This is a genomic window from Burkholderia cepacia (assembly GCF_001718835.1).
Taxonomy (GTDB): domain Bacteria; phylum Pseudomonadota; class Gammaproteobacteria; order Burkholderiales; family Burkholderiaceae; genus Burkholderia; species Burkholderia cepacia_F.
The window spans coordinates 2,348,923-2,373,515 of the sequence record NZ_CP013443.1 but is presented as its reverse complement, the minus strand read 5'-3'; the positions used below and the strand labels follow the sequence as shown (position 1 = coordinate 2,373,515).

At 62.5% G+C, this 24,593-nt stretch carries 22 protein-coding genes; 6 read left to right on the top strand and 16 right to left on the bottom strand.

What is annotated here, in order from left to right:
* Positions 1–43 precede the first annotated feature (43 nt).
* Positions 44–559 carry an STY4534 family ICE replication protein gene (locus tag WT26_RS14240; RefSeq protein WP_069270320.1) on the bottom strand — a complete coding sequence of 172 codons (516 nt, stop codon included), beginning with the start codon at positions 557–559 and terminating at the stop codon, positions 44–46.
* A gap of 475 nt (positions 560–1,034) precedes the next feature.
* Between WT26_RS14240 and WT26_RS14235 the strand changes: the two genes are divergently transcribed.
* Positions 1,035–1,262, top strand: coding sequence for a hypothetical protein (locus WT26_RS14235; protein WP_069270701.1), 228 nt, complete (start codon positions 1,035–1,037; stop codon positions 1,260–1,262).
* Positions 1,263–1,360: 98 nt separating this feature from the next.
* Here WT26_RS14235 and WT26_RS14230 read toward each other — a convergent pair whose 3' ends face one another.
* The 5 genes from WT26_RS14230 to WT26_RS14210 all read right to left on the bottom strand — a co-directional run bounded on the left by WT26_RS14230 (position 1,361) and on the right by WT26_RS14210 (position 4,248).
* Positions 1,361–1,720, bottom strand: coding sequence for a DUF3085 domain-containing protein (locus WT26_RS14230; protein ID WP_069270319.1), 360 nt, complete (start codon positions 1,718–1,720; stop codon positions 1,361–1,363).
* 112 nt (positions 1,721–1,832) lie between these two features.
* Positions 1,833–2,627, bottom strand: a complete 795-nt coding sequence (locus WT26_RS14225) for a GTPase (RefSeq protein ID WP_069270318.1) — start codon at positions 2,625–2,627, stop codon at positions 1,833–1,835.
* A 114-nt stretch (positions 2,628–2,741) separates the two neighbouring features.
* On the bottom strand, positions 2,742–3,455 hold the full coding sequence (locus tag WT26_RS14220) for an ABC transporter substrate-binding protein (protein WP_069270317.1): 714 nt from the start codon (positions 3,453–3,455) through the stop codon (positions 2,742–2,744).
* A gap of 138 nt (positions 3,456–3,593) precedes the next feature.
* A complete protein-coding gene (locus tag WT26_RS14215) occupies positions 3,594–3,983 on the bottom strand; it encodes a hypothetical protein (protein ID WP_069270316.1) in 390 nt (129 codons plus the stop codon).
* 19 nt (positions 3,984–4,002) lie between these two features.
* Positions 4,003–4,248 (bottom strand): hypothetical protein, encoded by a 246-nt coding sequence (locus WT26_RS14210; RefSeq protein ID WP_004538148.1) that lies wholly within the window; start codon positions 4,246–4,248, stop codon positions 4,003–4,005.
* A gap of 223 nt (positions 4,249–4,471) precedes the next feature.
* Here WT26_RS14210 and WT26_RS14205 point away from each other — a divergent pair, with 223 nt between their 5' ends.
* Positions 4,472–5,884, top strand: a complete 1,413-nt coding sequence (locus WT26_RS14205) for a hypothetical protein (protein WP_230461568.1) — start codon at positions 4,472–4,474, stop codon at positions 5,882–5,884.
* Between the two features lie 434 nt (positions 5,885–6,318).
* Here WT26_RS14205 and WT26_RS14200 read toward each other — a convergent pair whose 3' ends face one another.
* The 10 genes from WT26_RS14200 to WT26_RS14155 form a co-directional block, all read right to left on the bottom strand.
* On the bottom strand, positions 6,319–8,349 hold the full coding sequence (locus tag WT26_RS14200) for a DNA topoisomerase III (protein WP_069270315.1): 2,031 nt from the start codon (positions 8,347–8,349) through the stop codon (positions 6,319–6,321).
* A 192-nt stretch (positions 8,350–8,541) separates the two neighbouring features.
* Complete coding sequence (locus WT26_RS14195) at positions 8,542–8,955, bottom strand: single-stranded DNA-binding protein (RefSeq protein ID WP_015601755.1); 414 nt, start codon at positions 8,953–8,955, stop codon at positions 8,542–8,544.
* Entirely contained in the window at positions 8,952–9,482 is a 531-nt protein-coding gene (locus WT26_RS14190; RefSeq protein WP_069270314.1) for a DUF3158 family protein, read from the bottom strand. Before WT26_RS14190 ends, WT26_RS14195 begins: the two co-directional genes overlap by 4 nt.
* Positions 9,483–9,487: 5 nt before the next feature.
* Entirely contained in the window at positions 9,488–10,288 is an 801-nt protein-coding gene (locus WT26_RS14185) for a PFL_4669 family integrating conjugative element protein (RefSeq protein WP_069270313.1), read from the bottom strand.
* Between the two features lie 174 nt (positions 10,289–10,462).
* Positions 10,463–13,864 (bottom strand): AAA domain-containing protein, encoded by a 3,402-nt coding sequence (locus WT26_RS14180; RefSeq protein WP_069270312.1) that lies wholly within the window; start codon positions 13,862–13,864, stop codon positions 10,463–10,465.
* Positions 13,865–14,252: 388 nt separating this feature from the next.
* Positions 14,253–15,407: an STY4528 family pathogenicity island replication protein gene (locus tag WT26_RS14175; RefSeq protein ID WP_069270311.1), complete on the bottom strand. Its 1,155-nt coding sequence runs from the start codon at positions 15,405–15,407 to the stop codon at positions 14,253–14,255.
* A 3-nt stretch (positions 15,408–15,410) separates the two neighbouring features.
* Positions 15,411–15,971, bottom strand: a complete 561-nt coding sequence (locus tag WT26_RS14170; RefSeq protein ID WP_069270310.1) for a DUF2857 domain-containing protein — start codon at positions 15,969–15,971, stop codon at positions 15,411–15,413.
* Positions 15,971–17,662: a ParB family protein gene (locus WT26_RS14165; RefSeq protein ID WP_069270309.1), complete on the bottom strand. Its 1,692-nt coding sequence runs from the start codon at positions 17,660–17,662 to the stop codon at positions 15,971–15,973. Before WT26_RS14165 ends, WT26_RS14170 begins: the two co-directional genes overlap by 1 nt.
* Positions 17,663–17,667: 5 nt before the next feature.
* Positions 17,668–18,540 (bottom strand): ParA family protein, encoded by an 873-nt coding sequence (locus WT26_RS14160; protein ID WP_069270308.1) that lies wholly within the window; start codon positions 18,538–18,540, stop codon positions 17,668–17,670.
* Between the two features lie 23 nt (positions 18,541–18,563).
* Positions 18,564–18,791, bottom strand: a complete 228-nt coding sequence (locus WT26_RS14155) for a helix-turn-helix transcriptional regulator (protein WP_015601714.1) — start codon at positions 18,789–18,791, stop codon at positions 18,564–18,566.
* Positions 18,792–19,868: 1,077 nt separating this feature from the next.
* On the opposite strand from WT26_RS14155, the gene WT26_RS14150 reads away from it, so the two are divergent.
* The 4 genes from WT26_RS14150 to WT26_RS14135 all read left to right on the top strand — a co-directional run bounded on the left by WT26_RS14150 (position 19,869) and on the right by WT26_RS14135 (position 24,593).
* Entirely contained in the window at positions 19,869–21,068 is a 1,200-nt protein-coding gene (locus WT26_RS14150; RefSeq protein ID WP_069270307.1) for a hypothetical protein, read from the top strand.
* Positions 21,065–22,738, top strand: a complete 1,674-nt coding sequence (locus WT26_RS14145; RefSeq protein ID WP_069270306.1) for a hypothetical protein — start codon at positions 21,065–21,067, stop codon at positions 22,736–22,738. The genes WT26_RS14150 and WT26_RS14145 overlap by 4 nt, the downstream gene beginning before the upstream one ends.
* A gap of 605 nt (positions 22,739–23,343) precedes the next feature.
* Complete coding sequence (locus WT26_RS14140; RefSeq protein WP_069270305.1) at positions 23,344–23,865, top strand: PAAR domain-containing protein; 522 nt, start codon at positions 23,344–23,346, stop codon at positions 23,863–23,865.
* On the top strand, positions 23,862–24,593 hold the full coding sequence (locus tag WT26_RS14135; RefSeq protein WP_069270304.1) for a VRR-NUC domain-containing protein: 732 nt from the start codon (positions 23,862–23,864) through the stop codon (positions 24,591–24,593). The genes WT26_RS14140 and WT26_RS14135 overlap by 4 nt, the downstream gene beginning before the upstream one ends.

The following is a 24,593-nucleotide window of genomic DNA, read 5'->3' as shown; positions in this document are numbered from 1 at the left end:
CGGGCGGTAAGAGAAGGCCCCAGTAACACCTGGGCCCGTGCGGTCAGAACGAGGCGGCCATGGCTGGTGCGGAGATTTCAGCATCGTCGGTGGCAGGGGAATCCACCGACGATGTGTCTTCCTGCGAGACGGGGGCGTCCTCGCGGGCGTTGTTCGCCGCTTTGGCTTCGGCCTTATAGACGAGCTGGCCGTCAACCTTGATCCAGCTGACGAAGAGCAGCCGGGCTTTCAGACTCACGCCCGTTTTGCCCTCGTTCTTCCCCTTCGTGTAGGTGAAGAGGTCGGGCCAGAGGTCGCCAAGGCGAAAGCCGATCAGCACCTTGCGTTTAGCCTCGACGGCCTCTTCGCAGCGGCGGATCAGATGTTGGGCATCGGCGCCCGAGACGCGCACGTCGAAGTAGCGGTATTCGGGTTCGTCGCTGGGACCGTTGAGCGCGGCAATGTCGCAGGCGAGAAATGCATCGCCTTTGCGCGGTTTGACCTCGCGAATGCGATTGACGTAACCGAGGCCGGTCACGTGAAGATCGAAGTACGTCTTATCGGTGGACGACGTGGTCATGGTGAATCTCCTGATAACTGATGCGGAGACACACCATTCCCGCGGAAGGTGTGGTACCCCGCGTGGGTGAGGAATGGGATGACGTGATCCGGATGGACGACCGTGGCATCACCATCGAGGCCGATGGTTGTTCGCGCGTGGATGCCGAAAGCGAACGGGCTCGATCAACGGAGTGGAAATCTCCGGCGTCGCCTTGAAGATCGTGGCGACCTGGGCATGTCGCTGACGAAGCAGCGGAACATGCGCGAAGCTTGCGTACAGGCGTAAACTCTGGCGAGCGGAAAACCGACACGACGCTGCTTCGCATTGGGTCATCCGATAAACCGCACGACATTGGAGCGTCCGTATCGGGATCGAAACGCACACTCAGCGAGCTCGCAGTGCTATCGCTTACCTGGTGTTTCCAAAGCATCCGCATGATAACGATCGCGCATCGGGTCGATGTGATCGGTACATGCATCGCGAGGAGGTCGACATGCCCCACGACAAGGTGGATTGGAAGCAGGCGCCGAAGTCGGCGGTCTGGTGGGCCATGGATGAAAGCGGCGCCGCGCATTGGTATTGCGCGCCTGATGTGGCGGCATTTACGAACTTCTGGTACGCCGATCAGCCGCCCGCGCCATCGTTCGATTACCACGGTGACTATCGCGCGAGCCTGACGGAGCGACCTGCACTCGCGCTCAAACGTTTGAACGCGAGTTGAAACAGCTAGCGGTACGATGGTGCGCGCCGCACAAAAGCCGCAGCAAAAAGCCCCTCTGTTGCGAGGGGCTTCGATGTGAGAGGTTGGAGTCAGGATGGTTAGGCGTCAGTGGCTGGCTCCACGACTTCCAGCAGCAGGTGGCTGGATGTCGCGCGAACCGTCAGGTCGTAGCCGTCGTTGATGACTCGTATGAACAGCGGGTTGTTCGCATCGAAGTGTTCGGCAAAATCGTCGCCGCCCAGTTCGTCGTGCGCACGGTCGTACCAGGTACCGAACGCATCCTTGTTGGGATTGCATTCCAACGCATAGCCGATGTGACGTCGATGGCCCGCCGGATTGACTTCGCCGTGTTCGGCCATGAAATACACGCCATGATCTTTGACCAGCAAAACGGAACATTGGCGCTCGCGGGCTTCGAGAAGCACCGGTCGCAGATCGGTTGCTGTAAATCGCAGCATGGTGCAGGCTCCTGTGAAAGTGAGGTGGGATGCCGCGGTGTGTGCGGCAGGGAACGGAGGGCGGGCGTTCCTCATTCGAGGAAAGCCCGCCCGGGTGGTGGAGGCGTGTCGATCACGCACACCGCTTGCGCGAGGGTTGGGCGAGGACATCAATGCGAATCTGCCGCCAGTGGCCATCATCGATCAGCCGTTCGAGCATCTCGCCGAGCATGTCGAAGGAAATCTCCTCGACACGCTCGATGAGTTTGCTGTCGCGACGCAATTCGATCACGTAGAGGTCCATGCCGTAGGCGTACCGGATCGTCACCTGTCCGCTGAACTTCGCGGTGTCGACCGAAAACGCGATCGACGGTGGTGTGGTGTCGTCCGGCTCAGGATCGACGGACACAAACTCGCATGCACCAGCATCGACCAGCAGATGGCTGATGCGTCGAAAGCGATCAGGTGCAGGTAACTGCTCCAGTTGTTCGATCAGCGCCGCGAGCTCAGGGCATTGCGGTTTTGGAACAGGCAGCTTGGTCGTCGATCCGCCGAGGATGACTGACTGGATGGTGTACGTCTGGCCGTCCGCCGTTTTGCGAGTTTCTTCGACGGGCGCATCCAGACGCGTGCCGTCGAAGTGGTGCCGTGCATACGGCGTGACCGCGACCTTGGCGCCTTCCTCCGGATCGTTGCTCGCCAGATGGCGAGCAACGATGGCGAACTGGGCGCGTGCGATCTGCACGATGAGGGCGTGATCGGTCTTGGCAATGACTTTGCCTTCGAACGGCTGCGGATCGATCACGAAACCCAGCGCGGAAACGGCGGGTTGATTGTCGTAGATGCGAAAGTTGAACGACCGCACATTGCGAGGAAGGAAGGGGCCGACGAGCGCCGGCAATTGGGTACGAAGGGCAGCATGGTCCATGGGGAAGCTCCTTGAGCAAGGGGGAACCCAGGGACGCCGCCCCGTCGGGGCTGCGCGCCCCCAGGGGAGAAACGACGCGAACGCGTCGGGAAAGAAAGACGTTTGAAACGCCGTTCAGAAGCCGAACAACGGCAGACCGTCGAGCGGACGCGCATCGGCATCGAAGATCAGGACGCGCACGTCGGCCTCGCCGGCCTGATGTAACAGATCGATCAGCGTATCGGGCATGCCCGCTTCGCGATGCTCCTCGCGCAGTTCGGCGGCGGTTTGCACGTCCACCGCGCGCAGGTGTTCATCGGTCCACGGCGTCGCGATCAGCTTGCAACCGATGGCGTGGGTCGCGGGTATGCGAAACGCCTCGAACAACAGTCCGCTGGGTTGGCCGGCATCGGCCAAGCGGGTGAGATAGCGCCAGCCATCCTCGCTCAGATGACCACTGCTGATTTCCCAGCACCGACTGAACACGCCGGTGTCGAACCGGATCTGTTCGACCGTGCGTTGGGCCGCCTCGAGCGAATAGACATCGCCAATATGCATCCGCGTGTCGCCCACGCGGCCCGTGATTTCATACACCGTCATGCGGACGATGCCGGATTGCCGGCACTGCGCGTCGAGGTCGTCCGGGATGGCCTGACCTTCCGTGACGAGTGCGTAGTCCGCATTGAAGATGCATGGATGACATTGCACTGCGAGATCAGACAGATGTGTTTGCGAGGTATGCAGCGGGCGATAACAAGGCGGGACGTCATCGTCCTCGGTGATGCAGAGCATGCGGCGAACGGTCAGTGCGTGATAGCCGCGACGAAAAGGATTGCCGTGATCGGCCATGGGAACCTCCAGGATGAAAGGCGGATTCCCATCCCCACCGGGCATGGAAACCCGACAAGGGACGAAAGGCCTGCGATCGTCCGCATGGACGGGCAGGCCGGTGGATGACACGCCACGGGACGCGGCGCGGAAAACACCTTACCAGCCGGCGTAATGCAGAAGCAGCGAAGCGATTACCTCACGCCGCTGGGCGTCCAGGCCGCCGAGATCGGACAGACCCTGGACGCCAACGCGGCGCAGCAGCGCACCGCCGTCGCGTGCGTCGTAGACACTCACCATCGCGGCGAGAAAGATTTTTTCGCCGGAACTCATCGGACCGATCGCTTTCTTGATCAGGCCAATGTTGGGACACAGATCCCATTTGGTGAGGGCACGATCGAACGCCTCGCGTGTGCCCTGGCCGAAGAACCGCACACCGGCCAGCTCCACGCCGTGCTTCCATGCCTCGAAAAAGGCCTCGGTGGCATGACGTTCACGCGCTTCAGCTTCCGCGAGCGCACGAAAGACATCGTGATGGTTCGGATGCATGGATCACCTCGACGGGCTGTCAGGGAACAAAGCGCTGGGTCCAGCAACCGGCGACCAGTGCGCGTTCGGCGAGATCGCGTGTCGGGAAATACTCGACGGACTCGCGCGAGATGGGACCTTCGTCATCGGCGGTGCCGATGTAGTAGCCGGCGACGCTGCGAAGGACATGCAGCGGCAATCGCTTGCCGGTGTATCGCCAGGCGAGCGCACCGAAGTGCGGATTCGTCAGCGGGGTGGAGCACGGTGAAACACACGGGGTAGCCATGAATCACTCCTTTCAGGGGCAGAGGGCAGCCACCCATCCCGACGGGATGCAGTGACATCCGGTCGAGGGAACACGAGCATCGTCATCCGGTGCGGATGAGCGTCCGCGGCGAGCGATGCGAAGCGGACTGGTGGGCGGTCACTGCGATGACACGCAGCGCAACCTTGAAGACCATCGGCTGCCTGGGCACAGGTCGAAGGAATCGACCGCGTACGGCATGAACATGAAGCAGTTCATCATCGAGCGCGAACAGGAATGGGCATTCGGCTGCAGACGCATTGATGGTCGTGGGGCTGAGGAAGGTAAGCGGCCATCCCTGTACACTTGTGCGTCGTCAGGTTCGATGGGAATGAATGGGGAAAGAGCCGACGCTCAGTCAGGAAGGAAAAATCGGATGGACCTTGAAGATGGCGAGACCTCCTATGAGGAGGCGAAGCAACGGTTTTTTGATCGGGTGGCAAGTGGCGCCGTGTCGCTGGACGGCATCATGTCTCCGTTGACGCGCACACTTGCCGAACGCTTTGGCGCGGAGAGCGTCGATATGACCTTCGGGTGGGCGTGTACCCCGATGGAGTGGACGTGCCCAGCCTGCGGGCGATCCAAGCCGGAGATCGTTCGCCTGAACACCCACGGACACCTGATGTGCCGGCTGGTCGAGCATCACGACCACATGAAGGATCTCGTCAAGGTGGAATTCGAGCGTCAATGCAAGGCGCAGAAAGTCATCGTCGCCGACGAATTCGCGAAGCGCTTTGCTGCGCGTGCCTCGCAGATGGTGTCGGCCTATGACAACGCCTTCATCTGTGATGACTGCAATGCGGCCGATCCCACGGCCAAGGCGGCTGTAGGTACCCACAAGGACTTCTCGTATTCCCCGCAGGAAATCCGGCGATTCGTTCGCCCGGGTCCTAATAGTCCTCACGAGATCGACGTGAAGGAGGCGGCGCGCATCTGGCATGGTCATGAGCAGACGTTTGCATTGCGGCTCAAGATCGTCGAGCGTATCGCGAGCATTGCGGCCAGCAACACGCATTGGTATCAGGAACTCCCGTACATGCAGCGGGCGGAAAACGTGCGTCAGCATGCGGAGTATCTTCAAAGCGCATATGGCGTTCCGGGTGCGATCTACGAATTGGCCGGCGACAAACGTCGGCCTCCGCCCGAGGACGTGAGTGCGTGGCGGCGTGTGGCTCATAAACGTCCGCGCGTGCGACCACGTGAGGGGGATATCGGTTATTTGGCCAAGGTCACGTTTGCCAAGCACTGGAAGGCGGTAGATGACGCGTGGCGCTGTCCGACGTGTGATCGGACCAAGATTGAAACCGTACGCAAATCGAACAAGGGTGATTGGAGCTTCGTACTGTCGGATCGATCCTTCTATGCACCGGGCGAGCGGCACGAGAGCAAGCGAGCTGTCGTGTGCGGTGATTGTGGTCTGTTGGCGTCCCAGCTTGGCAAAGAGGCATGCTTGACTGCCGGGGCAGCAACAGAAAGTAACTACGCGCAATTTTTGTCGGTATCGGAGATTGCGTCGGTGGTCGTTCCGCAACCGCACGGGCGCCATAACGTCAAGAACGATGTGGCGAATGAACTGCTTCTGCGCCTCGTCGAGCGAATCACCTTGTTGGAGCAATAGTCCTCGAAAGCGGCGGGATGGACATGCGCGGAGGACGTAGTATCTGATGTCGATGCGTGAACAGTGAGCCGGACGCGTGAACGTCCGGCTAAGAGGAGGTAGCCACTGTGTCCTGCGATCGAAGCACAGCTGCCGTAAGCCTGTCGTTCGTTCACAGCGATGCACCCGGCTCGTGTCGTGGCGAGAGCCGGTACATGCTGGCGCACATCCGCGCACAAAGGGAGCCCATTGTTTCGCCGGTGGGCGCCGGCGGCGATCAGACAGGACCGCGACGGGTCGCCTGACGGCACGTCAGGCATGCAGTCAGGGGACCCCTCGGCAGGCCAGCCGGAAACAGGATCAGCGTATTCCATAGGATTGGAGACATGAGTACCTTCGCACGCGCGCGGCGTGCGCACACCTCGCAGAAGGTCGGTGGCTAGGGGGAATGCGTGTCAGTCGTCGTGACCGAAGGAGTGGCCACGGCGGGGTGTGTCTGCGGCACGACGTTTCGTCTTGGACTTTTCAACGGGCAGGGTGCCCTTGCAATCGGGGTAACGCGTGCAGGACCAGAATGGACCGCGCTGACTGGTGCGCTGTCGCATCGTGCTGCCGCACAGCGGACAGGGTGGCGATGGCGGTAGCTTGATTGCCAGCGTCGTCTGCGCATAGTGCTGCACGAGCTGCGTGACCCACGTTGCTTGGCGTGTCACGAACGCGTCGAGCGTCATGTCACCTGCTTCGATGCGTTCGAGCGCCTGTTCCCAGATTGCAGTGGTGCCGGGATCGGCAATCGCGGCCGGGATCGCGTCGATCAACGTGAACGCCGCATCCGACCCACGCACGGCGCGACCTTTCTTGAGCAGATAGCCGCGGGCAATGAGTCCTTGGATGATGCTGGCGCGCGTGGCCTCGGTGCCGATGCCGGTCGTGTCCTTGAGGATCTGTTTCAAGCGCGGATCGCTGACGAGTTTCGCGACACCCTTCATCGCCTTGATCAGTTCGCCTTGCGTGTACGGGCGCGGTGGCTGCGTGGTGAGTGCCTTGACCTCGACCTGTTCCATCGCGCAGCGTGTGCCGTTTTCCAGCGGCGGCAAGGTTTGGCTACGCGGCGACTCGCTGTCGTCGCCGGTATCCTCGTTCGATGCCGGTTCATTCAACACGCTGTGCCAGCCGATCACCGCGATCTGTTTGCCGGTCGCAGTCAGCCGTTCCGGCCCACTCGCGAACTGCGCGACGGTGCGGTCGAACTCATGATGGGGCAGGAACTGCGCCAGATAATGGGCACGGATCAATCGGTAGACGGCTTGTTCCTTGTCGGACATGGCGGCGAGGTTGGCCGGTTCCAGCGTCGGGATGATGCCGTGGTGCGCGGTGATCTTTCCGTCGTTCCATGCACGCGAGCGCTGTGTCGGATCGAGCGTGGCGATCAATGGAAGCAACGAGGGATCGGTCCTCACCAGTGCCGTGAGAATGGTGGGAACATCGGCCAGCATGCTTTCGGGAAGATAGCCGCAATCGGTGCGTGGATAGGTCGTCGCCTTGTGCGTCTCGTAGAGGGCCTGTGCGATATCGAGCGTTTCCTGGACGTCGAGTCCAAGCTGTCGCGAACATGTTTCCTGCAACGTGCCGAGGTCGAACGGCAGCGGCGGCGCTTCGCGCATGCGTTCAGTGTCGACGGACATCACTTCAACGTCGCGCGCGTTCTGAAGCGTCGCGAGCGCACTTTGGGCCACGGGTTGCTGCAGGCAACGTCCGGCGTCATCGGTGCTGCCGTCCGGCGCCTGCCAGTGCGCGGTGAAACGCTGGCCGTTCGAGGAGAGCGCCAGTTCGATGGTCCAGAACGGCACGGACACGAAGCGCGCGATCTCGCGATCACGATCGACGACCAGGCGCAACGTCGGTGTTTGCACACGGCCGACCGACAGCACACCGTCGTAACCGGCTTGTCGCCCCAGTACCGTGAAGAGGCGGCTGAGATTCATGCCGACCAGCCAGTCGGCGCGCGAACGCGCCAGCGCGGCGTGATAGAGCGGCAGCGTCTCGGAACCGGGTCGCAGCGCGCCGAGTGCCTGCCGGATCGATGCGTCGTTCAATGCCGACAGCCACAGCCGCTGAATGGGACCGCGATAACTGAATAACTCGAGAAGTTCGCGGGCGATCATTTCGCCTTCGCGATCGGCATCGGTCGCGATGACGAGTTCGTCGGCCTGCGCGATCAGCGCCTTGACGATCTTTAACTGCGCCGCCGTCTTTGGCTTGATCTCGATGCGCCACGGATCAGGGATGATCGGCAGTTGATCGATGGACCATGACTTGTACTGCTCACCGTAGGCGTCGGGTTCGGCCGCCTCGACGAGATGCCCGATGCACCAGGTGACCGTGATGGCGTCACCGTGAAAGCAACCATCGCCGCGTTGCTTCGCACCGAGTACGCGGGCGATGTCCTTGCCCTGCGAAGGCTTCTCACACAGAAAGAGGCGCACTGCGACACCTTCGAACCATCACCATGACAGTGATGACGATGGCAGTGCGATGCGCGAATACAGAGCCGAAAACGGAATTGCCGGGCGGCCGTATTGGAGGATGATCCGGATGGCTGGTGCATAGCGAGCGCCGGTCATTTGGCGCAGGCGCTCGCGGGTCGTCGGTGATACCACTGGTATAACGGTGGGCGACTAGTTGTCCGGTGCGTCTGTCCGATCTTCGTTATCAGCTTCCCGTCCCGGTTTGGGGCTGAGCGCGATCGTCTCGATGCGATAAGGAAGAATGGCAACACTGCGTGCCTCGATCACAAAGGTCACGCGCGGGTTGTCGTCCTTGTCGGTCCATTTGTCCTGCACGATGCGACCATCGACCAGCACGCGCATGCCTTTCTGATAGAGCGTCGCCCAATGCTCGGCCTCGTCGTGCCACAGTTGCACCGGCGCCCAGAAGCCGCCGCGATCCTCGTAACCGTCTTTCACGGGAACGGGGTTGTCGAAATACACGTTCAGGCGCAGCAGACGATCGGGATCGTCGTTGCCGTGTGGGAATTCGCGAAACTCCGGCGCAGAGCCGATGTTGCCTTCGCCGATAAAACGGATGCTCATGATGAAGACTCCTTCGAGTGGGTGTGTCGCGCGACACGGTGGTAGTAGCGGTCGTCGGCGTGCGCCATCGCGGCGACGCCGGTGTGCGCCTGGCGGGCGAGGGTGTGGAGCAGACTGATTTGCATGTTGAGTGCGATGCGCTGCAGTTCCATCGCGTACAGGTCGTCGATCAACGCAGCGGGTGTGTGGGAATCGTCGAGCAATGCGTCCCACAACGCGACGCCCATCGCCGAACGGTCAAGGTTGCGCCAGCGCAGGAAGGTCGTGCCTGCGCCAGTGTGCTGCTGGGCCAGATAGACCGGCAGTCGATCGAACGGTGGGCGACGCACTTGCGGCAGAAGAGTTCGTTCGGCCAGGGCGATGAGCGCGTCGCGCAGTGCCTCGCATTGGCTGGCCCAGACGTCCAGATCCCCCTTACCTTTAAAAGGTTTTAAAAGGCCTTTTAGGTAGGCCGCGTGTTCCAGTCGCTGGAAGGCTGTCTGTTCCAGCGGCACAAAGCGACGCGTTGCGCCAACGGCCTCGTGCATGGTGCTCACGATGCCTCCGCATCGTCGGCATGGTTGCTATCGTCGGCGGGCATCGCAGCCGATGCGTCTGAGGTTGCCGCATCCGGTTCCGTTGTGGTCGCGGTCGATGATGGACGCTGCGCCAGACCACTGCGATGCACGATGGGTGGTGCAAAGCGCGAGCGGCGCGTGCCTTCAAGTACGTCTTGCGGCAGTTCGCCGAATTTCTCCCGCGCGGCGCGTGCGGCGGCATTGTTCGCGGCGAAGTCGTCGCGCTGCGTGCCGGAGTAGCGGTATTGCTGGGCCAGGCTGAAAAGGCTACGTAGCGCATGCGCGCCGTCGTTGAGCCAGCGCTCCAGTGTGCGTCGGTCGATCATCGCGGTGTGGTGCGCCAGGATCAGACGTCGCGCGAGATCGTCGTAGTCGGCGAGCAAGTACACGGCCATGAAGCCGAGTTGCGCATTGATGAAGAGTGGCACTCGCACCGGCTGGATGTTGAGGTTGTCGCCGAGCGTCAACGCTGGCGGCACGTCGGCCAGCGCCTGATCGACCTGTTCGCGCAGGGTTTGCAGGGTGGCCTTGGTCTGCGCGAGTTTGTCCTCGACACGCAGCATCCACCAATCGGAATACGGATCGTCCTGTTCGGCGCCGCGTTTCATCTTGTTCATGATCGCAACGAAGCCGTTGAGGCCAATGATGCCGGGCCGTCCTTCGGCGGCCGTTCGTCCGTGCCAGATGCGCGCCGCATGATGTGTGTGCAGCGTCAGTTGCATCGCGCTGCGCAGCGCACCGAGGTTCAGTTGCAGGGAAGAGGGATCGTTGGCCATGGGGACACTCGTCGCAAGGAAGGACGGGTGTCACGATGACGATCGAAGGGAAGGCCGTCAGTGAACAAAGGGCAGGGCGCGGCGGCCGGATTAGGGCCGACGATGCGCACGACGGAGCGAGCTATACCACTGGTATAGCTCACGACCGCTGTGGGTTGATGCGTGCGACGCGCGTTACGCGTCGAAGAGGGAGGGTGTGTCTTCTGCTGGCGTGGATGGCTGCGTGCTGGACGGCCGACGCACCACCGGCAGCGCGGCGTACAGTTCGCTGACATAGTCCAGACCGCCCCACTGTTGCGTGTCGCCGATCACGTACAGGCGGCACTTGGCGCGGGTGATGGCGACGTTGAGCAGGTTCGGTGCACCGGTTGCCCACGCGCGTGCGCCCGCGCCTTTCTTGCCGGGCGCCGTACCCAGCACGAGGAAGACGATGGCGGCTTCCTTGCCCTGAAACGTGTGGACGGTGCCGACATCGATGCCCTCGAATTTCCCGCGTCGCACGACATCCCCGCAGGCGTTCGCCACCTTGCGAAAGGGCGAGATGACGTAGACGCGAGCCGGCTTGTTGTCCTCGCCGCGCGCCGGTTCGCGCCGCAAGGCGGTGAGGCACTGGCGCAGCACGTCCAGTTCGTCCTCGGACACCGGATGGCGCACGCGCGTGGAGGCCACGTCGAACCAAGCGCTCTCGCCCAGGACACAGGAAAACGGCGTGGGAAGCGGTTGTCCTGCATCATCGACGCTCCCCTGCACCATCTGCCCAGCGTAGGCGATGCGGTTGGCGACCGAGAACATGGGATCGTCGCAGCGTCGATGCGTGCGCAACGGCATGCCGGTCCAGATGCGGTGATCACCCGTGGCGCCGTCCGCCGATGCGCTGACCCAGGAGCCGAACGGCGTGATGCGATCAGTGAGCGTTTGCACCGACTCGTCAGCGGGCGACCAGGCCGAATCGACCTGATGCCGGCGACGCAACGCTTCGGTGAGGCGCAAGGGCACGGTGAAGACCGGTTCGACCTGCAGCGGATCGCCGACGATGACCGCGCGACGGCTGCGCCAGATTGCGCCGGCCGCCGATTGTGGCGTGGCCTGGCCCGCTTCGTCGATCAGCAACCAGCCGAGACTGTCCTGTCCCAGGCCGACGAACAGGCGATCGAACGAGGCGAGCGTCGTGGACACGACGGGCACCACGAAAAACAGCACATCCCACAGGAGCGGCCGTTGATCGGCGGGCAGCTTGTCCTGCAGCGTGTTGGTAAGCATGCGATTCACCACGCGCAGGTTGCCGATGAATTTGCCGGCCGTGGCGAGGATCGTGGCGCGATGCAGTTCGACGGCGGCAAGGAACAGCCGCGCGCGCAGGTGATCGAGCGCCGGGCTCACCGCAATGCTGGCGCGATGACGGGTGTCGGAGGGCAAGGACCAGAATGCGTCATCCGGAAAATGTTTCGCGCCCGTCGCATAGCCCGCATCGAGAGCCTGTTGGTGAACCTGGCGCTGGCGCATCAGGGTCGCCAGCGCGCGCGATACGGTGTGATGCTGTTCGCGCTCGCGTTGAAGGGCGGCCTCGGATTGCGCGATGTCGCGGCTGAGCGCGCTGAGCGCCGCGGTGGTTTCGCTCAGCGCGCGCGTGGGTGCCTCAAGTGCCTGGCGTCGCACGATCATGCGGGGTGTTTCGCGACCGAACCATTGCATCAGACGATCCCAGAGCGAGGGCAAATAAGCCGCTTCGCACTGCGCGAGGATCGCCTGATGGCTTTGCATCAACGCACGGAGGTCGGCCTGCTGTGTGCGCGATGCGGCCAGCGCCTGTTCGCTCGCGGCGATCGTGTCCGCAATTGCTTCGAGGGATGCTTCAAGCGTTTCCTGTTGCACACGGCTGCGATCCAGCTCGCGCGCGGCTTGCTCGGCGGCGACCAGCACGGCGCGCTGCTTCTCGACCTCGGCGTACACGTCGAGGAACGCGCGTTTTGCGGCTTTCCATTCGGCCTGATAGCGGGGGTAATCCTCGCTGGCGGCTTCCAGGATCTGCTTCATCGTCGGCGGCCGGTCGTCACGTGGTTTGGCGTTCTGAGGCGCGTCGTTCGTCGTGGTCTCTTCCGCGTCGTCGTTGCCATCGTCCTCCGGCGCATCGGTCTTTGTGCCAGCAACGGTGGCCGGTTGCTTATCCTTGCGTTCGTCACGGAAGAAGCCCGCGGTAAACGATCGCCGATTGCTGACATTGCCGAGCGCAGCAGCGATGACGCCCCAGCCGTCGATGGGCTGCTTTTCGTCGTCAAGCACTTTCTGCGCGCGGAAGATTTCGCGAATCACCTCGTCGAAGTAAGCGACCGGTTCGAATTCGCCGCTGATCTTGGCGCGCGCGGGCAATTCCTGCGTGATGTTCTTGACGGCGTTGTTGTTGTTGCTGGTGACGACGATGGAGGTGCCGTCGATCACGTCGTGCTTGAGCGGCGAGAACTTCATGCCGGCGATTTGCACCGACTCTTCGAACAAGGCTGCGGGTTTGGCAAGCTTCGCGATCCGCTGTGCGCGTTCGGTGACGATCTCCGCGATCACATCGCAGAGCAGGGTCGTCTTGCCGGTGCCGGGTGGACCGTTCACACCGAGGATGCCGCGGTCGGGGCTCAGGGTGCGCAACACCTCTGCGACGGCCGCCTGTTGAGCGAGCACGAGCGGGTACTTGGAGGGTGCGGGCCAACGAGCCGACGGCAGGCGTGCGGCGCTGACCAAGTGCGCCATCGTGGCGTGTTCGGTGAGGATGTCCACCCGTCCTTCAGGCGTGATCGCCGCGCCGAGATAACGGGTGAGCGCGGCGCCGAACGGGTGTTGCTTTTCGGCTTGATCGATCAGCCGGTCGAGATCGTCCAGGTAGAACGAGTTGAGGAACTCGGTGGCCGCTTCCTGATTGTCCTTGAGCTTGCTGCGCTTGATCCGGCTGGTGCGCACGACGACACGCCAGTCCAGCGTGGCTTTTTTGGCGCCCTCGCCGAGCAGTGCGCAGACCACCTCGCGCTCGATCTCAAGCTCATCCCAGCGCAGCGGCGTACCCGATGGGGACGCGGTGCTTTCGTCGTTTCCGTTCGCCGGTGCCAGGCGATGGCAGCGCTGCGCAAATTCTTCCTGTGCACGCTGCAGGCGCGCGTTGACGTTCTCTAGCGTACCCGTCTCGCGAAATGCATCGACGCCGTGCGCGTAGCCTGCGGCCAGGTAGCTGCTGGGCAGCGGTACACCGTGCTCATTGACGACGAAAGCGGCGAGCCACCCCTGGCCGCTCACCCGCTGGATTTCGCGTTCGCTGAGGTCATCGTTGGGGAGGATGCCGCGCAACACCAGGCGGGCGAGATCCTCCACGTCGGCGACGCCCACGTAGACGACGTGCAGGAACGCATGCTGCTCGGTGGGCGCGAATTCGTCGCGATGCCACGGCAGCGTGGCGTGTGGGCCGCGGCGCCGTAGCGTGCTGACCTTGATTTGCGGCGTATTGTCCTTCGCCGTCGGCGTGGTCGGGATATTGAAGATTTCCAGGTCGCGCCAAAACCGCAGGACGCGCAGAGGTTCGTCGTTCGTGTTGTTCAAGGCCTGCCTCGCGGTGATCCGGGGTGGGGCGCATGGTGACGACAGGCGTGAAGACAGATGGGCGAAGCGATGTCATGGTGCCTGCCATGGCAACCGGGCGTCCCCGCTGACGGGGCCATTATGCCAGTACCAGCGAGCGTGCTGGCCGCCACGCGTGGGCAACGTGAGGACGCGCCCGCTAACAGGCGCGGCATGGCAGAGGCTGTACAGCTATACCCGTGGTATAGCCTTCGGTGGATCACGACGGCATCGGCACGGCATGGTCAGATTGGACGCTGTGCGGAGAGGCAACGCGGAGAAACACTTGGGCTTGCTTCGATATCGGCCGAGCTATACCAGTGGTATAGCCTCCCGTGGCCTGCGATGGAACCTACGCGAGACGAGACGTTCATCTCGAATCGTCGGGTGGCAAACGCAAGAGCGCGCGAAGGTGCGTGAGGTGCTGCTGCACGACGCCGGCATCGGCCGCTCGCGTAGGCGGCGTGGTGATGGTCGGTGGCGCAGGTGACGTGCTCGGCGGTGCACGCCACGCCTGAAATTCGCCGCGCAGTGCCTTGCCGATGATGCCGAACAGATAACCGGCGGGCTTGCGTACCGCGTGCGTGTCGAGCCGCGCTTGCCATTCATCGAGCACAGCCTGGCGCAGCGAGGGATCGACCTGTTGCAGGGCGGCCAGCGCACCGTTTTGCTGCTCGGTGCGCAATGTCGCGAAGCGAGACGGTAAGCGCAGCGCTTCGCGCGCGTGCGGTACAGGAGTAAGTACATCAGAAGAAGGTTTTATACGTACTGTACGGTCCGCGTTCGGATTCCGAAGAGGGGCTTCTGCCGCGGGTTTTCGACCGTGTTCGGCATCCGAAGGCCGTTCGCCACGCATCCGAAGGCGGCGAGTTTCACCGTCTTCGGATGCGTGCTGTGGATAACTGCGCGCCTGCAGCGCTGCATCGTCGATCGAGTCGTCGGTCTCGTCGTGCAGGCCCTGTTGCGTCAATCGTTGCGTGATGATCTGCAACCGCGTGGGTAACACACAACTAGTCAGTAGCGAATCGGTCGCCAGTTCCTCGAGAACGTGATAGCCGATCGACTGGATCGCTTTGCTCGCGTGGCTCAGTGCGCGGCTGATGAGGTCGAGATACTCCACGTCGAGCTGGATGGCCTCGAACGGCGACAGCGGTTCGTCGTGCAGCACATAGAGATTGCCCTGATGGCGCCCCGTCGATGTGTCGCGGCGACGCTGGACCAGGCTCAGCCATCGCGTCAGTCGCAGGATGGTCAGGGCGCGGGCAACCGTCTCCGACGATGCCTTGTTCGTGCAGGGCATTGACGCGAGATACGGTGCGAGTTCTTCGTAGGTAGGGAACGCGGTGATGCCGTCGCGTTGCAGTTGCCATCGGATCACCTGCCACGCGTTGCGTTCGAGCGGCGTCAGCCGGCGATCGAGAAAGAGTGCACGCGGCACGGTTTCGTGCCGGTTGCCGCTGAACAGCACGGCATCACCTGACCGTGCCGCCGGTTTGCCAGACGGGTCGGCAGGGCGTGCCACCATGGTTTATACGAGCCCTTCGGCAATCCATCCCTGCATCGCGTTCCAGAGGACCGCCATCGGCAGATGCAAGGCTTCGGCTGTATCCATGCAGAGATCCAGCATCGTCCTGTCGTCGTGCGGATCGACGTCTTCGGCCTCGATGCGCGGCTGCCAATGCTCCCAGACGGCTTTCTCCTGCGCCTCGGTCAGCACCGGCCAGCGACCCTTGCGCTTGGGCATGCCGAGCATATCGCGACGCAGGGCAACCTCCTGATGCGTGAGGCCGTAGAACTGGCTCACCATCTCGGTGCTGGCGCCGAGACGGAGCATGCGGTCGACGGCCTCGATCTCCTGTTCGACGTCGCGGGCCTGATGCAGCAAGCGACGCAGGACATCGCCGTTGACCTGGACCTTGCACCAGGCCACCGATGCATTGACCAGAAGACTCACCATCTCCGGGTGCTTCAGCGCCTCAAGCGCATCGTCGCCAAAGCCCATGGCTTTGCAGCGGCGCAGTTGGCCGTGGCGAAGATCGTGCAGGGCCTGGGCAATCACGGCCTGGTTCAACGGGTGGGGTGCCGACATCAGGATGCTCCATGCGTGCCTTCCGCTGCGCCGGGTGGAGCGTTGAGATGGTCGCGCAGGCGGCGGGCGAGACGTACCAGTCGATACAGTTTCACGAGAGCGGCATCGCTCAGACGCGTCAGCGGATGCGCGACGGTGCCGCCCAGCAGCAAGGGAGCCAGATCGTCGGCCAGGCGCAGACTGGCGAAGGCCGATTCCGCCGAGGCGGTGTGGCCTTCGGACGCCACTCCCGTGAGGGCGAGCAGCAGTCCGCGCACGGCGCGTGCGAAAAACGGCAACGGTGACGTGCGATGGACGTGCGTCTCGTCGATGCGGTAGCCGATGCCCTGGTCGGTCGCGACCACACAGGCATCCATGTCGGCCTCGGCGGCGATCTCGCGCGCGAGTTGTGCGATGTGGGTGCGTAAGGGCAGCGGATCGTCGAGCGTGGGCGCGATGGCCCATACGTCCGAAATCGGATAGAGCCCGCCTGCTTGCACGGGCACGGCCTGAATCACGGTCGTGGCGAAATCGGAGGGCGTGGCGTCGCCGGTATGCTCGGCGACCAGTTGTCGGAGCGCTTGCAATCGTCCCGTGTCGGGCGCCGGCGATACCACGTGCTGCTGCACGGACCCGACATCGTCATTCGGCATGGACGATGGCCGTGGCTCGGGCGGTGTCGAGGGCGATGGCGCCATCGGTGGTGGCGCGGCAGCATCGCCCGTAGAGGAAACGGCCGTCGTTGAAGGGGGGCTCGCGTCGGGCGACGGTGAGATTTTTCGGGCGTGGGGCGAAGCGGCGTCCGGTGGTGCGGTGGGTTCCCGGGCGAGGGCACGCTGCCGAGTCTCGGATTCCTCGAGGTCCAGGCTCAGCACGTCGTAATCCACACCGAGCCGTTCGGCCATCTGCCCGATCAATTCATCCTGCATGCGCTGCACAGCAAAGCCGGCAACGTCGCCGTCGAAGAGTGCGAGCACCTCCTGGAACACCGCGGCGAACTCCGCGCCCTCGCCCCCGCGCTGCTCCCATGTGCGTGCCGCCGCGCGACGCAACGCGACGAGCCTTTCGACGTGCGGTCGGCCGAGACCACCGTAGAGCAATGTCGGGATGGCCGGCAGCAGATGACGCACGGCTTCCTGCATGCGGCTGATGTGAGGTTGTGGCGTGGGATAGCCATCGCCGGTCAGCCGCCGGGCCAGTTCCGATTGCGAGAGCGGCGCGCCGCTTTCCTGCTCATACAACTCGCGTGCCTTTTCCACCGCGAGCGCACGTTCGATAAAAGTGAGCGCACCGTGCAATTCGTTCTCGGCGAGGTGGCCGGTGAGCGCGACGATCTCGCCGCGCGGCGACCAGGGGCGAAAGAGGCACGGGATGCGGAAGAACCGTTCGTCGTGCGTGTCCGTCCACAGCTCGTTCAAGATCGCCAGGCGTGTGTTGCCGCCATTGCGAATGATGTAATGGAACTCGCCCGGCCTGCGCGTAATCGCTGGTGGCGCATCCAGTCCGCGTTCGCGGATCGACGCCTTCAGATCGTCGTAGCGTGGATTGCGCGTCACACGCGGATTGAGCTCGTAGGGCCGCAACTGCTCCAGCGTCACGACCATCGGTGTGTCGGCGATCGGGTCGGTCAGCGCAGATGCTACGGGGCCGTTTCGCTCAAAGCCTTCGGCGAGCAGCTTCGCGGCCATGTCGTCGGGCGTGAGCGCGGCCATGGACGTCAGTCCTTGTCCGTGGCGGACGTCGTCGGCGTGGAGGGTGCCAGCCGATTCGCGAGTTGATGGAAGCGCTCGCGCCAGGCCGGAAAGAGCTCGTCGCTCACCGCGTGCATCGTGGCGAGAGCGGAGGGCGCGACACGGCCGGACGGTGCGCGATATTCGACACGATGGGCGGGCAGCGCCAGCGTGGACGCACGCGGATACGCTTCGAGCGCGGGAACGCAGGTGGCGAGCACGCGCACGTCGGTCCGTGCCACGAAGAGGTCGCGCAGCGTTTGCCGGATGAGGCGTGCGTTGCGCGACACGGCCGGCATGCGATTGATCAAGAGATGCAACGGCGGCGGCGTGATACCCAGGTGTCGGTACGGCGCGATGTCCTCCAGTAATCGCAGCGTGCCGCGCCGGAATTCGCGGGCGGACAAAAGTTCCGGTGTAACGGGCGACAGCGCGAGGTCCGACGCGAGCAGGGCAGCTTCGAGCAGCACGCTGCGTGCGCCTTGCGTGTCGATCAACATCAAGTCGTAGTGCGGACGGAACGCCGGCAGCAGATGGCGCAAGCGAAGCCGTCCGTCGGCCGCATGCAGCAGCAGCGAACTCAACTGGCCGCGGTCGTCGTTGGACAGAATCAGATCGAGCTTGGCGATCGCTGTATGCGAAATGAGTCGGGTAGGATCGGTGTCGTTGACCGCGAGTAATTCGTAGGCGCCGGCCTCGGCGCGCGCCTTCACGGCGAAGTAGCTCGATAGCGTGGGTTGCACGTCCAGATCGAGCAGCAGCACCCGCAGCCCCGCGTCGGCGGCAAAGCCGCCCAGATTGGCGGCCGTCGTCGTTTTACCGACTCCGCCCTTGGTGGAAATCAGGGAGACGACAAGCATGGCCTATCACCTTGTGCGCGTCGTCAAGCGCGTTGTTGCTTGCGTTCTTCGATCCATTGATCGATTTCCCGCGAGTCCCAGCCGACGGCACGGGCGCCCAGCGGAATCGCTCGGGGAAACTTGCCCTGATGCATGAGGTTGTAGATGTGCGAACGCTTGAAGCCGGTACGGCGTTCGACGTCCTTGCGGCGGAGGATGCAGTGTTCGACGAGTTCGTCGGCGGGCGCGTTGGGCTCGATGAGACGCGGCATAGCAGTCACTCCTTGGCGCTCGGTGGCGCGGGTTGGGGGTGACTGGTATGGGAAGGCAAACCGATGCGCGATACCGTCACCAATCCGGAGCGCGGCACGACCCTATAGTGCTGCCGCCGAACGGGAGCACGTGGAGAGGTCCGCAGAGGGATGTGGAGTGGCTATGGATCGATGCGCTGTCGCTCGTAGGCCGGGAGCGAATCATAGCGGGTGCCTGATCTCGCGCGTGACACTGCGGAAATCGGTGGCTCGCTCGTTTGCGCAAGAACGGGGTTCGAATCGATGCGCTTGCCCACACTGTGGGATATGAGCCGGTTAGGAATGCGCGGTCTGATGATCACTGGGACCGCGAGATTTAAAGCCCTCGTATGCTCATGTTTGGTCTTATCCATTTTTCTACCTTCTTGACTTCAGCGGTGCACAGATACTCCTTGCCCGACAGGTACGACGCTCATCGAACCCTAGGTATTGCGCGATGCCGACACGGAATGAAGGAAGCGTTTCCAGAGTGGATCATTCTATCTAATTCGCCGATGTTGCGTGCACTGTGAGCGAGTTCAAAGAACGATGACGGAAGACGGCGAAATGCGCGCGAATGGATGTCGAGATGCCATGTATTTCGCTTGGCCTGCACAAGACGTTCACCTGCAATAAACGTAGTGAGGATGACTTGACGAGTATTCGTACTCATGGATCACTCTAGATCCAATGCTCCAATTCTGAGCATCTGCGTGGGGCTGGGATGTCGCAGAACGGGCCAGGAACAGTCAACCGCAGAAAGCCACGACCTGAGCGAACCCGATAACTCTGACGCGAAGATCGACAACATTTAACGCAACCGATTGCAGTTTCCACCTTCCAAACTTTCACGATTTCCGTTCTGTCGCGCGCCACACGTCCATCTCAAGCTTCGGGAAGCTATGGATTCGGCATAGTCGTGTCGACCTAACGAAAAGATGCGCGAAAAGTATTCGGTTCCCCACGTGCGTGACGATGCGTCGACAATATTTTCTGGAGAAATATTGGTCGTGCTACCCTTTCTAAAAGACCAGTAAACCAAATGACTGGAGGTCATCGATGAGTCCGTGGTGGCTTTGGTGCCTCGTCTTCGCGACATTCAACCTCCCGGTCGTTGGCTTCCTCGGTTCTGTGCCGTTCGGCAGGCGGCTGAACGACATGCTTAAAGAAAAGGCCCCCGACGGAAGCGCCACGGACGCCACCAGTTACAGCCGCGTTAGCGGCGCCCTTGGCGCGATCATGATCGCGTCGTTCTTTTGGGCAACGGGAAACCTCGTGCTCGGTCTGGCGCTGAGCGGTGACGTCATTTCAGTCAAAACCCTGCTTGGCGCCGTGAGCGTCTTTTTCCTCATTGGCTCGGCACTGTTCCTGCCCTATGCCTTCAACCAGCTGAAGACTCTTTTCCCTTGGGGGGCCAACGCGGCAGTGGCGATGGCGCAAGCCAGTGGTGAGGCCGCCATTGCGCCAAGTCCGGTCTTTCAGTCGGCAGGGGTGCCGGCCCGTCTTGTCATCGGCAATCTGTCCAGCGTCACGGATGCTGAACTTGGTGCAACTTTGGCGGCTATCCAGATCCAGATCAACCGCGATTTCCAGCCTGAGTGGGGCGCCACCACGATCCTCGTCGCTCAACAAATGACATCGCCCCAGTCGACAGTGCAGATCGACGCCGCCCAAGACGCGATCATCTATCTGGGCGACGAGGCTCAGGACCCCAGCAGCGGCATCGATAGTCTGCTCGGCCACCACTACCTTACTAATCCCGGCGTTCCGTTTGGCTTCGTCTTCCTGGATGCGTGCGACCGACGCAACCTGGAATGGTCCGTCATTCTGTCGCACGAGGTCTTGGAGTTGCTTGCCGACCCGCAGGCCAGCTTGCGAGTCGCCGGGCCTGATCCCACGAACCCCGATGCGATTGCCGTCGCCTTCGAGCTAGAGGTGTGCGATGCGACCGAAATGGATTCGTACCTGATCGGCACGGTCAAGGTCTCGAATTTCGTCACCCAGCGCTACTTCGGCCGCAACGGCAAATCGGCCGCAACAAACTTCTGTCGCCTTCCGCTCCAGCCGTTCAGTGCGCGACCGGGTGGCTACGCCCAGTACCATGACTCCGATGGGGTTCAGATTCTCAACGGCAACCATGTGTCGCAGGGGCAGTTGGGAGCACGTGCGATGATGGGACAGGGGCGTCGCAATGCGCGCCGGGCAGCCGCCGCCGCGCCGCGCCGCGCTCCGAAGGCAACGATAGGGAAAGTCCTATGATGATGCGAAATCTGAGCCTGCTCTTGGCACTAGGGGTAGCGTTGTGCGGCTGCGCCTCCAGCATCAAGGTGACCAAGCTCGATCCGAACGCCGCCCCGCCAAAGGGCGTCCCTTGGAACCTGCCAATGACGCAGTACACCTTGACCATCACCCGGCAGGTACAGAGCTGCAAAGGAACCATGAATGTCAAAGTCTCGGTCGCCGTCGCCCAGGGCAAGGCGCTTGATCCGACCATGCAATACGTTCTGTCCTCGGACGGGTACTGGGCCACGAGCGACATCACTGCGGGCCTGGGCGCAGATGGCGTCAGCACAAGCCTGAACGCGCAGTCAACGGATCAAACGGCTGCGGTGATCACCGGGCTGGTTACTTCGGTGGCACAGATCGCCGCTGTGGCCGGCGGGCTGGACACGTCCAAGCCGTACTTTGACTGCACGGACCTTGTAAAACAGGCGCATGCCAAGCTCAATCCGAAGCAACTCAAGGGACAGCCCAAGATCCTCTCGCTCAGCGACATTGTCGACGCCGACAACAAGGCGGTTGCGGACGCAACTACCCGGGTGACTCAGCTCGTCACCGCGATCCAGACCGATCCCTCGCAGAGGCAGGCCCTACGAATGGCGGCTGAGGATCTCACAAACAAAACCGCCAAGCTCACCGCAGATCAGGCCAATCTGACCACAACCTTGAAAGTCGTCCAGGACGTGCAGACGGTCGTTTGGCCGCCGAGGGGAGACGTGTTCAAGTCTGACCACGCGTTCCAGATGGACGAAGGTACCGCGCAAAAATGGGTTAACTGGTTCGTCGACACGCCGAGGGCGGGAACGCTTCTCAGTGGTCCTAAACCCACGCTTGACGTAAGTAAGTTCGACGTGTCGGTAGCCATCTACAGGCCCGATGGCGATACCGGCGGCTGGACTTCCGCGCCCCCGCCGGCCACCCCCGACATCAAGGTTGGCGTACCGGTGAGAGTGGCGGGACTGGGACGTTTGATGGTGTGCACCGGCACCCCTTGCAAGAAGACCCTGGAGCCAGGACACAAGCTCGCGGACTACGAGAGCCTGCCTGTCAAGCCCGACGCCCGGGTATTGCAGGTTGGGCAGATGTACATCGTGCCTATGACCGGGGGCACCTTTAAGTCCGAGCTCGCCGCGATCAGCCTCGATACCAACGGTAATCCGACCTCGATTGAGATCGCCGAAAAGACGGCTGTTGCCGCTGCAGCAGTGGGCCAGACGGCCAGCACCACCACGCAGATCGCTGCCATTCCTGCTCAGGTCGCCGCGGCCAAGCTGGCCCGAACCCAAGCCGAAGCGGCTCAGATCAATGCTGAAACCGCCCTGACCCAAGCCAAAGCCAATGCGACGACGGCGGCCGCAACGGCGACGGACACCGCCCAGACGGCCTTCGCCACCGCTCAGGCCAACCTCGCCACCGCCCAAGCCAACGCGCTGAGCGCTGGTCCAGCCGGACAACTGGCTCTCGTAACTGCCCAGAACAACCTGGCGGTAGCCCAGGCGCAGGCCGCCGCTAACGCACAGGCGCCCGACGAGCAAAGCAAAATCGCAGCGACGAACCAGCAGACGACACTTCTAACTGCGCAGGCGAATAACCTCAACGCCCAGGTGGCTTTATCAAAGGCCAATGCCGCCCTGGCGACCGGTCCGTGATGCATCAGGGTGCATGGGCGGGGGTGTTGGTAGCGCGGGGTGCTTACGGTCTGCTGTTTGGCCACGCGCGGCTGAGTTCTTTTTGGAGAAACCGCTCGCGACGGCGATTAACAGCGGAAGGGCTTGGTGACTGGCTCACGGCCGGCACGCGGATCGTACGTATGGCCGCCAAAACACGCATTGTCCGTGTGACGCAGCGTTCTGGACACGTGAACTTTGCAGTGCTCGATCGAGAGAAGACGCTGGTCATGACGAGTGTGGATACACGTTGTGAATTGCTGGATTGCAAGGAGCGATGCATCGGAGCCAACCGTGCCTAAATGAGCGAACGGTCGTTGTACCTTGCAAGCGTGCCATCGCAGACGCTCGGTGACGACCGACCGCTGAGGGGCGAAATGCGTCCACCGAGCACGGCACGGTCAGCGTGCCCAACTTTTGGCATGCAGCAGAGAACGGCGGTATCAACCGGCTATGCGGACATCCGTTTTTTCAATCCATGCCGCATCGAATCATCAGCCGAGATCCAGCGGAATTTGACAAAACCGCGTTGTGTACCAATCGTCTGAGGTAAAGTAGCAACCCCTCTCATTCAATGGAGTGAATCGATGGGGTTCGCATTTATACGGGAAGGCGACCGCACATCGCACGGTGGCGTCGTGCAGAAGTGCTCACCCACCGACATGATGGACGGCAAGCCGATGGCGATGCTTGGGGACATGGTTTCGTGTCCGCGCTGCGGTGGCGTCTTTCCGATCGTCAGCACTAAACCGTTAGGCATGACCTTCGACGGACGCCCGCCGGCGACCGAGGGTGATAAAACGGCATGCGGTGCCGAGCTGATCGCCTCACAGCACAATTCGACGGCCGAGATCACGGGCGGCGCCGGCAATCCAATGGGTGGTACGACGGCGGTCTATGAAAAAGATCCATCGTCGCGCGCGTTTCGCGGCCGTTTCCAAGTGCTCGATGCGGCCACTGGCGCTCCGGCGAAGGGCCATGCCTACACGTTGCGCACATCGCTCGGCGCGTTGATGTCCGGCGTGACGGACAGCAACGGCTACACGCAATGGCACGAAGCCGATGAGCCGGCTTCGCTGCTCTTCGGGCACGGCTCGTCGGCATCATGAGCGATTACGGCAGTGGCAGGGTGTCTGGTGGCATGGCGCCGGGCGAAGGTCAGACCACGATCGTTCAACTCGACAACGATCTCACTCCAAAGGATCGGGCCGTTCTGTGTGGGGCCATCTGCCAGTGCAACGACGAGCCCGATGTCGGGCTGAAGGGCCAATCGCTCAAGCAGCAATGCGTGCGTCGCAAGCTCAAGGAGCGCGACGCGGCGATGAACTTTCAAAGCCCCTACAAGCCGGAGATCAACTACAACATGGATGACTCGCCGCCGTCGCCGATTATGAGTTCGTCCAACGCGCTCGAACCGCACGGTTACCTGCCTGGCTGGATCGAGAAATATTGGCCGGGCGGGCGCAAGGGCTACGAGCCGGGCGTTGGCAACATCCGTCGTCCCGATGTGGTGGTCGTCAAGGACCCGACGAAGCCGCCGACGCAGGACAATCTTCGATCGGTCGTCGAGATGAAGTTCCCGCCCGATCCGCGCGATGCGGCACAATTGAGGGACTACCGCCGGATCGCGGGGCGCAACGCCACGGTGACCGTGCTCGACCCGACGACGTGCGGATGCAGCAGGAAGCGGGCAGGGGAGGAGGAACCGGCGACGAGTCCGATGTCCGACATGCTGGATTCGCTTGAGCGTCAGATGAAGACGCTCCTGAATCAGCGGCCCGCGCCGGGCACCCCGGGATGGGGCTTGCCGGTACCACCTACCCCTATCGTTCCCTGA